The organism is Streptosporangium sp. NBC_01755 (genome assembly GCF_035917995.1).
In the GTDB taxonomy this organism is placed as follows: Bacteria; Actinomycetota; Actinomycetes; order Streptosporangiales; family Streptosporangiaceae; genus Streptosporangium.
Genome location: NZ_CP109131.1, coordinates 3,006,569 through 3,020,916 on the forward strand (window position 1 = coordinate 3,006,569; position 14,348 = coordinate 3,020,916).

Sequence of the window (14,348 nt, forward strand, 5' to 3'; positions counted from 1 at the left end):
ACGACAACGCCGCGGGGCGCCGTCTGGGCAGTACACCTAGCGTGATCCGCCGCGCAGCAGCCCGCCGATCGCGGCGTCAGAACGGGTAGACGTGGGTCTCGGTGGCCTTGACCGATGCCCAGATCCGCTGCCCGGGGGTGAGGTCGAGGTCGGCGACGGCGGCGGGGGTGACGTCGGCCGCGGCGGCGATCAGTCCGTCCAGGTGGATGCGGACGCTGTCGCCGTGCCGTTCGACGCCCTCGATCGTGGCCTGCCAGAGGTTGCGCGGGCTGCCGTCGGGGCGGGTCCGATACAGCGCGACCGCGCTGGGCGGGAAGGCGACGAACGCGGGGCCGTCCAGATGCTCGGCGACGCTGAAGAGCACCTCTCCGACGGCGACCTGCTGTCCGGCGGCGGTGCCCCGGTAGAGGTTGAGGCCGACCAGGCGGGCGACATAGTCGGTGCGCGGGCGCCGGGCGACCTCGGCGGGGGTGCCGTGCTGCACGACGACGCCGTTCTCGATGACGACCAGGCGGTCGGCGAGCACCATGGCGTCCAGCGGATCGTGGGTGACCAGGACCGTCGCGCCGCCGAAGTCGGCCAGGTGGCGGCGGAGCTGGGAGCGGATCTCCAGGCGGGTGTGGGCGTCCAGGGCCGCCAGCGGCTCGTCCATCAGCAGCAGCCGCGGCTCCACGGCGAGGGCTCGGGCCAGGGCGACGCGCTGGGCCTGACCGCCGGAGAGCTGCCGGGGTTTCATCGCGGCGTGCTCGGCCAGGCCGACGCGCTCCAGCCAGACCGCGGCGTCGCGCCGCGCCTCCGCTCTGGAGGTGCCGCGGCAGCGGGGCCCGAAGGCGACGTTCTCCAGTGCCGACAGGTGCGGGAAGAGCAGGTAGTCCTGGAAGACCACGCCGATCGGGCGTCTTTCCGCCGCCAGGGTGTGCAGCGCCTCGCCGTCCAGGCTGATCCGCCCGCCGGACAGCGCGGTGAGCCCGGCCAGCGCACGCAGCGCCGTGGTCTTGCCCGCGCCGTTGGGGCCGAGCAGGGCGACGACCTCACCCGCGGCGACCTCCAGCTCGATGTCCAGGTGGAAGCGGGGCCGGGTGACGACGAGGCGGGCGCTCAGGGTCACGGGGCACTCACCCACCGGTCGCGCAGGCCGGCCAGGATGATCACCGAGACGGCGAGCAGGACGAGGCTGAGCACGATCGCGGCCTCGGGTTCGGTCTCCAGGGCGAGGTAGACGGCCAGCGGCATGGTCTGGGTCCGGCCGGGGAAGTTGCCGGCGAAGGTGATGGTGGCACCGAACTCACCGAGCGCGCGGGCCCAGCACAGCACGGCTCCGGCGACGATGCCCGGGGCGATCAGGGGCAGTGTGACACGGCGGAAGATGATCCAGCGAGAGGCTCCCAGCGTCGCGGCGGCCTCCTCGAAGCGCAGGTCGGCCGCGCGCAGCGCGCCCTCGACGCTGATGACCAGGAACGGCATGGCGACGAACGTCTCGGCGACGACGACTCCCGCCGTGGTGAACGGCAGGGTGATGCCGAAGGTGGTGTCCAGCCACTGGCCGATCAGGCCGCGCCGCCCCAGCACGAGCAGCAGGGCGACCCCGCCGACCACCGGGGGCAGCACGAGGGGGACTGTGATCAGTGCCCGCACCAGGCGGCGGCCGGGGAAGTCGACGCGGGCCAGCAGCCAGGCCAGCGGCACGCCGAGCAGCAGGCATACCAGCGTGGCCAGGGTCGCGGTCACCAGCGACAGGCGCAGCGCCTCCAGCACATGGGGCTCGCTCAGTCTCTCGATCAGCGTGGACCAGGGGGCGCGCACCAGCAGCCCGGCCAGCGGCAGTGTCAGGAAGACCATTCCGACCACTGCGGGCAGTACCAGCACCCAGGGCAGGCGGCCTGCCACCCCACCGGACGGGTCGCCCACTACGCCACCCCACCGGACGGGTCGCCCACTACGCCACCCGATCGGCCGTTCGTCCGCTCACCAGAGGAACCACCTGCCGTCCGCTCACCGGAGGAACCGCCCGCCGTACCGCTCACCGGGCTGTCAGCCCGCCGTACGGGCGTGGTCGGGGATCTCCACGACCACGTTGGTGGACTTGATCACGGCGACCGCCATCACCCCCACCTCCAGGCCCAGCTCGTCGGCGGCCTGACGGCTCATCAACGACACCACCCGGTAAGGACCAGCGGCGAGCTCCACCTGGGCCATCACCGCGTCCTTGATCACCTCGGTCACGATCCCGCGGAAACGGTTCCGCGCCGAGGAGAGCCCCGAGCCGTTCTCGGACTCGATCTGGGCGCGCGCGAACGCCGCCAGATCCGCGCCCGCCACCATCCGGTGACCGTGCTCGTCCCGCCGGGCCGCGAGCCGCCCGGCATCCACCCAGCGGCGGACGGTGTCGGGGCTTACCCCCAGCAGCGCGGCGGCCTCACTGATCCGAAACGTCGTCACAACAATCACCATACCTTTGCATATGCAGGTCTTTATCCCCATATCTCATGGCAGGCGCACACCTCAGGGCGGCCATGCCATGATCTGGCACCTCATCCTCGCCCTCCGGGGAAGCCGGACGCCCCGGTTGAGCCCTCCCGCTCGCCCGTCGTCATGTTCGGCGATTCCCCGGCCGGGCTCACCCGGCCGGGGAATCGCCCTCCCGTCATGGTTCCGGTGTTCGAAACGGTCAGGGCCTGGCCGACGCCTGCCCCGGCCGACGGTCAGGGCCTGGCCGTCGCCTGCCCTGGCCGGGGAACCCCCGGGGAGCGGAGGAGTCACTTCTGAGGTCCTCGTCGGTCACCGATCAGAACGGTTCCGAGGCTCAGCGCGAGCCGGCGGGCGAGCCCGGTGTTGCGGCGGTGGCCGAGCCGATGGACGGCCGTTTCCAGAGCCTTGCGCTCGCCGACGACGATCACCCAGGACCGCGCCCGGGTGACCAGGGTGTAGAGCAGCTTGCGGCGGAGCATGACGCCCCCGGACTCGGTGACCAGCGGCGCGACCACGAAGGGATACTCGCTGCCCTGGGAGCGGTGGATGCTGATGGCGTACGTGTGGGTCAGCTCGTCGAGCTCGCCGAAGCCGTACTTCACGATCTGCCCGTCGTCGGTGCGGATCTCGACGAGCCTCTCCTCCGAGGTGATGGCGGTGACCGTGCCGGTGTCCCCGTTGAAGACACCCTTGTCGTAGTTGTTGCGGATCGGCATGACCCGGTCGCCGACCCGGAAGACCGAGGCGCCCGACCAGTGCTCCGCGACTCCCTCGCGAGCCGGGTTGAGCCGCTCCTGGATCATCCGGCCGATCTCGGCGGTCCCGGTCAGGCCCCTGCGCATCGGGCACAGCACCTGGACCTGGTCCGGGTTCACCCCCTGCTTGCTCGGGATCGCCACCGTCGCCAGGTGCGTCACCCGCTCGGCGACCTGGTCGGGGTCGTCGACCTCCTCGAACCAGAAGCCTCCCCCGCCGGGGATCGGGGGCACCTCTCCGAGGCGGATCCGGTGGGCGGCCCGGATGATCCCGCTGCCCTCGGCCTGGCGGAAGACGCGGGTCAGGTGGATCCGCGCGATCTCCTCGACGCGCAGCAGGTCGGCCAGCACGCTGCCGGGGGCGATGCTGGGGAGCTGGTCGCTGTCGCCCACGATCAGCAGGTGGCTGCCCGCCGGTATGACCGCGGTGAGCCGGGTGGCCAGGTGCAGGTCCAGCATGGAGGCCTCGTCGACCACGATCAGGTCGGCCTGCGCGGGTGTCTGCTCGAACAGCGCACCGCTGTCGGGATCCGGTTGGTGGGCCAGCAGCCGGTGCACGGTCATCGCGGGCATTCCGGTGAGCTCCGACAGGCGCTTGGCCGCCTTGCCGGTCGGCGCCGTGAGGGTCACCGTACCGCCCATCGCCTTCGCGGTCGCCGCCACGGTCCTGACGGTATGGCTCTTTCCGCAGCCCGGACCACCGGTGATGATGGACACTGTGCTGGTCAGCGCCATGTTCACCGCCGCCCGCTGATCCTCGTCCAGCCCGGGATCCTCCTGGAAGGCGCGCATGGGCAGTGTCGAAGCGGCCTGGCAGAGCCTGGTCAGCTGGGCGGTCAGAGTGAGTTCGCGGCTGTGGGTCTCCTTCAGGTACACCACGGCCTGCCCCTGGTCCTCCGGCGAGACCTCGACGACCACCCTGCGGTCGGCGACGAGGGCGTCGAGCATCCGGCGGACGAGGTCGTGGTCCTGCTCGACCAGTTCCGCGGACTGGGCGACCAGGGCGATCAGCCGTACGTAGCAGTGCCCGTCGCGGCTGGCCGCCGTCTCCAGCCTGTCCAGGATCGCCGCCTTGATCCGCTGCGGGCTGCTCTCGGAGACCCCGGAGCGCAGGGCGATCCGGTCGGCCGTGGTGAACGCGATGCCCCTGACCTTGCCGATGAGCCGGTACGGATCGGAGGTGAGGATGTCGCCCGACTCCACCCCGAACACCTGGTAGATCTTGGCCGCGAGCAGCGGGCTGATCCCGAACCCCTGCAGGGTCACCATCAGCTCGGCGATCGCCTTCTGCTCCTGCCACGCGTCGGCGATCTGGGCCTGCCGCGCGGGGCCGATGTTGACGACCTCGGTGAGCCGTCCCGGTTCGGTGTCGATGACGGTCAGCGTCGTCTCACCGAAGTGACTGACGATGGCGTGGGCGAGCCTCGGCCCGATACCCCGGATCAGGCCGGAGCCCAGATAGATCCGGATGGCCCTGACCGTGGCCGGGACCAGCCGCTCGCACGCCGTGACCTCGAAACGCCTGCCATGCCGCGGATGCTCGCCCCACGCGCCGATGAGCCGGAGCGTCTCCCCCGGCTGGACCCCGCCCAGAGCTCGGCCGGAGGCGACGAAGCCGGGCATGCCCTCGGCGCTCATCCGCGCGATCGTGTACTCGTCCTCCCGGACGTACACCAACTGCTCGACAGACGCCTCCACAGCAGAAAGCCAACCCTCCCCGTACCGGCTTCACCTCACCCTTCGCACATCAGAGCAGGTGAACCGCCATCCCACAAGGCATCACGCCCGGCGGTCACTCACGACTCCCCGAGCACTATTACAACACCGAGGAGGAAACGGACCTGGGCGCCACCGTCGCGCCCTGAGGTGAACGATGGATTTCATACCGGGCATCCGGGACGCCGGTGCTCCCGCGAACCCAGGATCCGATCGGACGTGATCGACCGGGATTCCGGCGGCCGCGACCGAGGTGCGGGGACCCGTTCTCTCCACCGGTTCGGTTTCCGGGGGCCTTGCCCACGCGCCTCCCCGATCATCGGGGGTGCAACCGCCGGCCCTGCGAGGAATTGCGGTCCCGACATGCTTAAGGGGAGGCGAGACAGTCTCCCCTCCCCGCTCTACCCACTTCTCCTACTCTTCAGACGATATCGCAGACGAACCTATACAGATAAAATTAGTAGGTCATGAACATATTAAAGATTAGCGTCAAAAAAAGGGAATGCAGAACCAATTTGACTTGCTTCCTTTGTTAACGAACAATCGCCGCACACCCTTCACCCGAGCCCTGAGGATCGAGGAGCGGCTGCGGCGAGCCTAGCTAGATCATAGCCGTGTCGGGAAATTTGACGAATCTTCATCGTTCCCATCTCGGATACGACCGCCATATGCCTCATAAATCACCATAATGGGTGACATAATGATTATGTGACTGGTTTCAGCACACTATAACCCTCAAGTGGTGTCTGACTGAAATGCTACGAATGAGCAACGTCCTCCTGCCCGGCAAGAACGTCCTCCTGCCCGGCAAGCCGGATCCGGACGGCTTCGGCCTCAGCGGCTCCAAGGGCCTCATACAGGTCGAGCGCACGCCGCCAGTGCTCCTCCGCCCGCGTCTTCTCACCGATGCGAGCAAGCGTGGTGCCCATGTCGTCAAGTGTGCGGGCCTCCTGGGAGACGTCCTCGATCGCACGCGTCAGGTCGAGGACCCTCTCGTAGTGAGAGAGGGCGGCCTCATGACGATTCGCACGACGATGAACACCGCCGATACCGTGCAGGGCCTGGCTTTCCTGGTAGCGTTCCGATATCTCGACCGATATGCGCAGGGCATTCTGATGATGGATAAGCGCCTCTCCATCCCTGCCCATTCGCGCATGGCAACTGCCGATGTTGTTCAGGACATCTGCTTCGCACCGCCGGTCACCGATATCACGATATCCCCTCAATGCTTTTCTGTAGTATTCGAGTGCTTCGGCATGTCGACCCAGGCCCTGATATGCGGTGGCGACATTGTTCAGCCATATGGCTTCTTTCTGAGGACCCATATGCGGATGAAGGGAAGCGGCTTCCTCATAATGACTCAATGCCGTGGCGTAATTACCTAGACGAATTTCAGTCTCGCCGATGTTGTTCAGCGTCATCTGCTGTCCACGCCGGTCGCCGTCCTCTTGGTACAGCGCCAACGCCTCCCGTTGGCGAGCAGCGGCCTCGGCGTAATCCCCGCGGTGCCAGTGAATGAACGCGATGTAGTTGAGAGTTCCGCCTTGGCCGTGGCGGTCCGCGATCACCCGTCGCAGGTGCAGCGCCCGCTCCAAACAGCCTAGGGCGGCGCTGAAATCGGAGCGGTGCCAGTACACCAAGCCGCTGTGGTCGAGCAGATCGGCGACGGCCCGCTGGTCGTTGAGGGCGCCCTGAATCACAAGCGCCTCATCCGCCAGCCGAAGCGCTTCGTCGTGATGGCCCGTCCGCCAGCGCGCCATGCTGAGATCGGCCAGTGCGCGCGCCGTCCACGCACGGTCACCCGTCTCCCGCCACACCGTCACGGCACGCGCGTGAAGCTCGGCCCCCTCCGGCCAGCGTCCCCACGTGTCGAGATGACGGCCGATCACGTGTGCGAGCAGCGCCGCGTACCTCGTCCACCCGTTGTCAGCGGCATAGCGCGCGACGATGAGGAGATTGTCCAGTTCTGCGGTCATCCAGGCACGGGCCTGGTCCTCGGTACCGGCGCCAGATCGGAGATTCAGTGGGCGGGACACCTCAATGGGGCCGCGCGCCAGGTACGGGTAGAGCAGCCGGTCCGCCGCGTCCGCCGCGAAGAGGTAGTAGTCGAGGAGCCGCTGGAGCACCTCGGCACGCCGGCGTTCCGGCTCCCGGCCGGACAGCAGGCGGGCGTACTCGCCGATGAGATCGTGGAACCGGTACCGGCCTCGCCGGGGTTCGGCGATCAGGTGGTGATCGAGAAGATCGTCGAGAAACTTCTCAGCGTCGACCTGGCTGAAGTCCAGCAGTGCCGCCGCGGACTCGGCGGTGATGTCCGCCCCGGGGTGCAGCCCGAGCCGCCAGAACGCCTGCTGCTGCCCCTCGTCGAGGCAGTGGAAGGACAGCTCGAACGCTGTGATGATCTTCCGGTTCCCCGCGCGGATCTCGGCCAGCCGCCGGTCGGGTTCCTCCAGCAGCCCCACGAGGTCGGCCACGCTCCACGCGGGCCGGTGCCGGAACCGGCTACCGGCCAGATGGATCGCGAGAGGGAGATATCCGCAGAGCCGTACGACCGAGGCGACGTCGTCCGCCTGGAGCATGCGCCGCGAGCCCACGGCGCGGCTGAAGAGCGTGGCCCCGTCCTCAGGAGGCAGCACCTCCAGAGAGAGTGACCGGACGTCGTCCAGCCCGGCCAGCCCCCGCCTGCTGGTGATCATGACGAGGCACCCGGGCGTCCCGGGAAGGAGGTGGCTGATCTGGTCGTGGCTCGTGGCATCGTCGAGAACGATGAGCACTCTGCGGCGGGCCAGCTCGGCCCGCCACATCGTCGCGCGCTCGTCCAGGCCGCTCGGGATGAGGGAGGCGAGGATGCCGAGCATTCTGAGTAACTGCCCCAGCGCCCCGGTGGCGTCCATGGGGGCATGCTGGGCGTCGTGACCGTGAAGGTGGAGATAGAGCAGGCCGTCCGGATAGTGGTCGGCGAGCCGGTGGGCCAGGTGCACGGCCAGCACTGTCTTGCCGACGCCCGCCATGCCGTCGATCGCGAGCACGGTGGCCGCGTCCCGCCTGACCAGCTCCCCGGTCAGCCGGTCGAGCTCGGGGACCCTGCCGGTGAAGGTGGTGAGGTCACGGGGAAGGTTGTTCGGAGGAGGATCTCCCCTGGCGCTCACCGGGGACTCGGGCAGCAGCGCCGGATCGCCCTGGAGGATGCGCTGGTGCAGTGTCCGCAGCCCGGGGCCAGGTTCGGTGCCGAGATCCCGGAAGATACGCGTGCGCGCCTGGCGGTAGGTGACGAGGGCCTCCGCCTGCCGGCCGCCGCGATAGAGCACCTGCATGAGCAACTCAACAAGCTTCTCGTCGAACGGAAACCGATTGGTCAGATCGTGTAGTTCCGCCACGAGGTCGGTGTGGCGACCGTGCAGGAGTTCGAGTTCGATACGTTCTACGGTGCCGCCCAGCAATTCGCTTTCGAGCTTCTGGCGGTTCTGGATCGCCCAGGAACCGGAGAGACCCGCCAGCGGTTCTCCTCGCCACAGCCGGCTCGCGTCACGATACAGCCGAAAAGCATGGTTTATATCTCCACTTTCGGTTATCGAACGGGCTTGCGAACGGAGCGTACGGAAGCGGTGGTAGTCGATGTTCTCGGGGTCTGTTTCGAGAAAATACGCCCCGGAACCGTACCTCAGGCGCACGTCCTCTCCGGTGTCGTGAAGGCGTGCCCGCAGCCGGGCGATGTGACTGTACAGGCGGTCCCGGGCTTTCGGGGGCGGATTCTCATCCCACACCTTGCGGATGAACGACTCCGCGGACACCGGCTTGCCCGGTGTCATGAGCAGGATGGCCAAAATATGACGTTCCCTGGCCCAGCCCAGGTCACAGCGCTTCTTCCGAGACCAAAACTCGACTGGACCGAGAACACGGAATTCCATTCGAGTCCCTTCCCGAGCGAACTACCTTCCCATATGACGATTTTATCTAGAGAGGGTCAATCGAGCAGTAAGTGGCCTGACTAGCTCTACGACCTATTTATCCCCAACCGTCCTTGGCTGGCAACAGGATCACCGCAAGGGTTTCCGCAAGTTCCGGCAGTGACTCTCAGGAGAGGGCGACACATCTCGCCCGCACCTCGGAAGGAGGGATAGCCCGCAAATGTCTGGCCACGAATGGAGCAGGGTTCCGATCGGACTTGACGCCCGCCGATGGGTGACACGCAGGGACTGTAAATCGGTTCTGGTGGTCGTCCACACCGTGACCTCAGGACAGCGTCTGCTGGACACCGTCCGTCTCGTGGAGTCCGACCTGAGAATCCAGGTCGTGTTCACCATGGCTCCGGATGTATTCAGCAATGGAGTGGCACAGTTCATCAGCGGCCTGGGCGCGGTGTCGCTGCCCTGGCCGCAAGCGACACAGCAGAGATTCGACCTCGCCCTCACGGCCGGCCTGGGCTCGATCCGCGAGATCCACGCGCCCTTGATCGTCATGCCGCACGGTGCCGGCTTCAACAAGTTCGCCACCGTGCGGGAGGGGGCCCGTGCCGTGGGCGACCGCGTGGCGTACGGGCTCGACCCCCAGCGACTGCTGCACGACGGCGCCGTGCTTCCTGCGGGGATCGTCCTCTCCCACGAGTCCGAACTGGGGAGGCTGGGCCGGGCCTGTCCGGAGGCACTGCCCGTGGCCTCCGTCATCGGCGACCCGTCGTACGACAGGCTGGTCGCCGGCCTGCCGCACCGCGACTCGTATCGCCGGGCGCTGGCGGTCGAGCCGGCCCAGAAACTCGTCGTGGTCAGCTCGACCTGGGGCCCGCAGTCGCTCTTCGGCCGGTGGCCCAATCTGCTGCCCCGTCTGATCGCCGAATTACCCCGGCGGGAGTACCGCATCGTGGTGCTCCTGCATCCCAACGTCTGGTTCGGGCACGGTATCTGGCAGGTGAGAACCTGGCTCGCCGACTGCCTGCGGCACGGGTTGAGCCTGGTGCCACCGGAAGCGGACTGGCGTGCGGTCCTCGCCGCGGCCGACTGGGTCATCGGGGACCACGGATCGGCGCCCCTGTACGGGACGGCCACCGGAGTCCCGGTCGTGCTGGCCGGCTTCCCCCGCTCCGGCATCGATCCGGCGTCCGCGCTCGCGCGGCTCGCCGCCATCGCGCCCCGGATCTCCAGGCTCGGTTCGCTCCGCGACCAGCTGGCCAGGATCGCCACCGAGGTGCGGCCCGACCACTACCGAACCGTCACCGAGGGCATCACCTCCGCACCGGGTCGTTTCGACCGCAACATGCGCCACCTCATCTACCGGCTACTGGATCTGCGGCAGCCCGCGACCATCCCGGTGACCGCACCGGCCTCGGTGCCCTTCCTCGTCACATAGACCAGCCAGATCGGAGGGCCGACATGCTCGGCAAGCTCGTCTCAGTCCACCTGTTCCGGCTGGAGCGCGCACTCAGGTTGCGCCGCGTCCCGCCTGGAGCCCTCGCCTCGCGGTACGACGCGCCGGCGATCCTGGTGATCCCCCGCGAGGGCTCGCTCCGCGCACCCCACTTCATGATCCTGTCCTGCGTACAACACCGTCGCGACCTACCACCCGGCCCCCAGATCTTCGACGGCGCGCACACCGTCGCCGGCATCGACGACCTCGCGGACCGGCAATGGCGTGAGGTCGCCGACGTACTCGTGGGGGCCAGGAGGGCGTGGAACGTACCAAAACGCGAGGTGGCACGTCTCCTCGACCGGTATCCCGGCTGCGAGATCGCGACCGTCGGACGTGGGCACGACTGCCTGGCCGGGCTGCGCGACGGGCGGCTCGCCACGATCACCACGGCGGGAGGGTCATCCGGCGGCGGCTCGTGGCCGGCGGTCTACGGGTCGTTCCTGTACGGCTGGCGGGTCGCCGGGATGCCGTTCGAGTGCCTGGCCACCGCCTCGGTGATCGTGGGTCGTTACACCGGTTCGTCCGCGGGCCGGCTCGGATCACTCGAAGTCGCAGGAAGGGCACAGATCAGACTGGCCAGGCGCCGGATGTGGAACGCCGGAGGGATGTCCGCATGAGCCGGAAGATCGTCGTCGCCGGCGCCGTCAGTTTCTATCTCTCGGTCGGGATAGGGGAGTTTCCGGTGCGATACGTCCCCACCTCATCGCCGCGCTGGCTCGCCGGCGGCGTCTCGGGGGCGGCGGGCCACATCGCGCGAACCCTGAGGACGCTCGGCGACAACGTACACCTGTGCACCGTCGTCGGCCGCGACCCCATCGGTGCCGGCATAGCCGCCGAGTTGGGCCGCGCGGGGCTGCTCGGCCCCGGAGTCATCGAGGGCGCGGAATCGTCGGCGGGCCTGGTACTCGTCGCCCCCGACGGTCGCCGCATGGGATTCCCGCATCTGGCGCCCGTGAACCAGGTCGCGTATCCGCCGGAACTGCTCCGCGCGAGGGCCGACGGCGCCGACCTTCTGGTCCTGACCAACGCGAAGTTCGTCCGGGACCTGGTGGGGCCCGCGGCCCGGCTCGGTATTCCCATCGCCGTGGACGTCCACCTGATAGCCGATCTCGCCGATGAGTACAACCGGCCATGGCTGGAGGCCGCGCAGATCGTTTTCTGCAGCCACGAGCACCTTCCCGATCCACCCGAAATCTGGGTGGCGAAGATGTTCGGCCGCTACCCGGCCTGCCGGGTGGTGGGGATCGGGCTCGGCGGGCAGGGGGCGGTTCTCGGCACGAGGGACGGGCTGCTCATCAGGGTGGAGGCCGTGACCCCCCGGGAGGTCGTCAACACCTCGGGTGCGGGCGACGCACTGTTCGCCACCTTCCTCCACGTCTGGCGGAACACCGGCGATCCGGTGCGGGCACTCCGGGCGGCGGTGGTGCACGCGGGCTGGAAGATCGGCTGCCGGACACCGGCGACGGCATCACTGACCTGCGCGGAGCTGTCCCTCCTGAAGACCTCGCACTCGCCTCGCACCCTCGTCGGGCGCTGGGACGACCGGCCGTCACGAGCCGTCCAGGCGTGACAACCGATCGTCCAGCTGCCTGCTCCGCGCGCCACTTCGCGCGAGGATCCGGCGCGCCTCCTCGTAGAGACGGCGCGCGTCATCCTGCCCGCGGTTCTCCAGGGCGAGATCTCCCATCGCCTGGAGAGCCTGGACCTCGCCGGTGTCCGAACCGATCCGCCGCATCTCCTCCAGCCCCTCCTCCAGAAGATCGGCCGCTGCCGCGGGCCCATCGGCCCGTACCCTGCCGAGCAGGATGAGCACCCGTGCCCGGTTGTACCGATCGGGCTCCGTCGCGAGAAGCCGTCGCGCCTCCAGCAGACGCGCGACGGCCTCCTTCGCCCGCCCCCGCTCGGCGAGCGCGTTGCCGAGATCGCACAGTACGAGAGCGACCTTGCGCGCTCCGCCCACCGCGCGATACCCGTCGAGAGCCTCCTCGAAGAGGACGATGGCCTCGTCGACTCGCCCCCGGTCCATCTCCACCAGTCCCAACCGGCGCAGGCTCCCCGCCATCCGGGGCCGGTTTCCCGTACGGCTCCAGATCTCCAGGGCGCCGCGGAAGTCCTGGGCGGCCTCGTCCAGCCGGCCGAGGGCGCGCAGTGCCAGCCCGGTCCGGTTCAGCATCTTGGCCTCGGCCATGGAGTCCGAACAGGCCCGTGCCGCCGCCAGCCCCAGCATGTCGACCTCCAGCCGTTCCGCGTGATGGCCGCGGTGCAGGAACAGGGGCCAGATGGCATCGACCAGCTGCCACGTCGTGGGGAACAGTTCCCGCTCGAAGGCCACCCGACCGGCCGACCTGAGGTTGTCGAACTCGCACTCCAGCCAGTCGAGCGCCTCCGCCGGATCGGCGAAGGCGAGGGGCTCGGCGGGCTCGTGAACCACCACCTGGCGAGGAACCCGCCGATACGGCATCGCCGTCCGGCTCGCGGTCCAGGCGGTGTACAGGAACCAGTCCAGCGCTCCGCGTACGGTCTCGTCACGGGTCTTCGCGGATTCCTCCCGCTCGGCCAGCTCCCGGGCGTGCAACCTGGTCAGGTCGTGGAAGCGGTACCCTCCCCCCGGTACGTCGTCAAGCAAATTGGCATTTGTCAGGACTTCCATCAGCTGCCGCACCTGGACGCGGGGAAGCATCACCGTGGCGGCGGCAGCCCGGCTGTCGAAGGTGGTGCCGGGGAAAAGCCCGAGCAATCTGTAGACCCGTGCCGCCTGTGGTGGGAGCCCGTGGTAGGAGAGCGTGAGGGCGGCCTGGATCGTCATGTCGTCCTCCACCGACAGCTCGGAGAGGCGTTGGCGCTCATGGGTGAGTGCCTCCACCATTTCGGACAGGAGCCAGTGTGGTCTGGTGGCCAGCCGGGCGGCCACCACGCACAGGGCGAGGGGCAACCGCGCGCACAACTCCACCAGCTCACCGGCCGCGTCCGGCTCTCTCCGGACTCGCTCCTCGCCCACGGCCCGTCGCAGTAACGTCAGGGCCGCGTCCGTACTGAGCTGGTCGAGCTGCACGCCTCGCGCGCCGCGCACCAGCAGTCCCGCCAGGCGCAACCGGCTCGTGACGATCGCGACGCTGTCCGCCGAGGCCGGCAGGAGCGGGCTCACCTGGGCCGCCGAGAGCGCGTCGTCCAGCACGATGACCAGACGGCGCCCGCTCACCAGCGACTGGTAAAGCGCCGCGCGCTCCGCCAGGCCGCCGGGTATGCGCTCGGGCGCGATCCCGAACGCGCGGATGAACCGCCCCAGGACCTCGGCCGGCTGCACGGGGGCGTCCGCGGCATGTCCCCGCAGATCGGCGAAGAGCTGGCCGTCGGGGAACTCCCCCCGCTCGCGATGCGACCAGTGCAACGCCACCGCGGTCTTGCCGATCCCCGCCGGACCGCTGACCACCGCCACGTTGGGCACGCCCATCCCGCCGTGACCGGAACCTATGTCGTCCAGCAGGGCGAGCGCCTCACCTCGATTGACCAGGACGCTGCCGGCCGGCAGCTGGGTCGGTCTCGGCAGGGGGGTGACGGCCTGGTGCAGATGAATCCCGCCGTGGATGTCGCGAGCCTGAACGACCGGTCCCAGCACGGTCCCGTCCAGCTCGTTGACGTGGCCTTCGGATCCCTGGTCTCTGTCGCTGGAGTCGGTGCTCATCACCCTGCTCGTGTCGGAGGCGAGAAATCACACCCACGAGGCCATCGTTAACCGGATCAGTGATTTTCGCGCCGGAGAAACCGAACGGTTGCTTCCATGAATAACGGTCTCCGAAGTCCCCGTCAAGGGTAAATCCGCTCCACGAGTAATTCCATCCGGCGAAAAACGAGGGAAGAGGCACATTGAGCTGGTTGAATACCCTTTCATACCACCTAGCGGACATGTCATTTAAACGATAATAGTAGTGACTCTAAATCACATGGGCGGGCCCGGGGATGTTCATATCGCGCTTATCGAGATGATGGACCACGGAGAAACGGTCG

The 14,348-nt window shown here is 68.3% G+C and carries 9 protein-coding genes; 3 read left to right on the plus strand and 6 right to left on the minus strand.

What is annotated here, in order from left to right:
* Positions 1-76: 76 nt before the first annotated feature.
* The 5 genes from OG884_RS13785 to OG884_RS13805 all read right to left on the minus strand — a co-directional run bounded on the left by OG884_RS13785 (position 77) and on the right by OG884_RS13805 (position 8,848).
* Positions 77-1,108 (minus strand): ABC transporter ATP-binding protein, encoded by a 1,032-nt coding sequence (locus OG884_RS13785; RefSeq protein WP_326645645.1) that lies wholly within the window; start codon positions 1,106-1,108, stop codon positions 77-79.
* A complete protein-coding gene (locus OG884_RS13790) occupies positions 1,105-1,839 on the minus strand; it encodes an ABC transporter permease (protein WP_326646922.1) in 735 nt (244 codons plus the stop codon). The genes OG884_RS13785 and OG884_RS13790 overlap by 4 nt, the downstream gene beginning before the upstream one ends.
* A 192-nt stretch (positions 1,840-2,031) precedes the next feature.
* The gene (locus OG884_RS13795) at positions 2,032-2,439 is read right to left on the minus strand and encodes a TOBE domain-containing protein (protein ID WP_326645646.1); all 408 of its coding nucleotides are present in this window, start codon (positions 2,437-2,439) and stop codon (positions 2,032-2,034) included.
* A 317-nt stretch (positions 2,440-2,756) separates the two neighbouring features.
* Positions 2,757-4,922 carry an SF1B family DNA helicase RecD2 gene (gene recD2, locus OG884_RS13800; protein ID WP_326645647.1) on the minus strand — a complete coding sequence of 722 codons (2,166 nt, stop codon included), beginning with the start codon at positions 4,920-4,922 and terminating at the stop codon, positions 2,757-2,759.
* A 776-nt stretch (positions 4,923-5,698) separates the two neighbouring features.
* Positions 5,699-8,848 (minus strand): AfsR/SARP family transcriptional regulator, encoded by a 3,150-nt coding sequence (locus tag OG884_RS13805; protein ID WP_326645649.1) that lies wholly within the window; start codon positions 8,846-8,848, stop codon positions 5,699-5,701.
* 304 nt (positions 8,849-9,152) lie between these two features.
* Here OG884_RS13805 and OG884_RS13810 point away from each other — a divergent pair, with 304 nt between their 5' ends.
* Genes OG884_RS13810 through OG884_RS13820 form a run of 3 tightly spaced genes read left to right on the plus strand, consistent with a single transcriptional unit; the run spans position 9,153 to position 11,913 of the window.
* The gene (locus OG884_RS13810) at positions 9,153-10,283 is read left to right on the plus strand and encodes a hypothetical protein (RefSeq protein ID WP_326645650.1); all 1,131 of its coding nucleotides are present in this window, start codon (positions 9,153-9,155) and stop codon (positions 10,281-10,283) included.
* Between the two features lie 23 nt (positions 10,284-10,306).
* The gene (locus OG884_RS13815) at positions 10,307-10,960 is read left to right on the plus strand and encodes a hypothetical protein (RefSeq protein WP_326645652.1); all 654 of its coding nucleotides are present in this window, start codon (positions 10,307-10,309) and stop codon (positions 10,958-10,960) included.
* On the plus strand, positions 10,957-11,913 hold the full coding sequence (locus tag OG884_RS13820; RefSeq protein ID WP_326645654.1) for a carbohydrate kinase family protein: 957 nt from the start codon (positions 10,957-10,959) through the stop codon (positions 11,911-11,913). Before OG884_RS13815 ends, OG884_RS13820 begins: the two co-directional genes overlap by 4 nt.
* On the opposite strand, the gene OG884_RS13825 is transcribed toward OG884_RS13820, so the two are convergent.
* On the minus strand, positions 11,893-14,025 hold the full coding sequence (locus OG884_RS13825) for an ATP-binding protein (RefSeq protein ID WP_326645656.1): 2,133 nt from the start codon (positions 14,023-14,025) through the stop codon (positions 11,893-11,895). The two genes, OG884_RS13820 and OG884_RS13825, sit on opposite strands and share 21 nt — an antisense overlap.
* Positions 14,026-14,348: the final 323 nt, after the last annotated feature.

Excerpts from the sequence above, each read along its gene's own strand:
- OG884_RS13790 (WP_326646922.1), bottom strand. The coding sequence starts at position 1,839 with ATGGTCTTCCTGACACTGCCGCTGGCCGGGCTGCTGGTGCGCGCCCCC.
- OG884_RS13825 (WP_326645656.1), bottom strand. The coding sequence starts at position 14,025 with ATGAGCACCGACTCCAGCGACAGAGACCAGGGATCCGAAGGCCACGTC.
- OG884_RS13815 (WP_326645652.1), top strand. The coding sequence starts at position 10,307 with ATGCTCGGCAAGCTCGTCTCAGTCCACCTGTTCCGGCTGGAGCGCGCA.
- OG884_RS13805 (WP_326645649.1), bottom strand. The coding sequence starts at position 8,848 with ATGGAATTCCGTGTTCTCGGTCCAGTCGAGTTTTGGTCTCGGAAGAAG.
- OG884_RS13820 (WP_326645654.1), top strand. The coding sequence starts at position 10,957 with ATGAGCCGGAAGATCGTCGTCGCCGGCGCCGTCAGTTTCTATCTCTCG.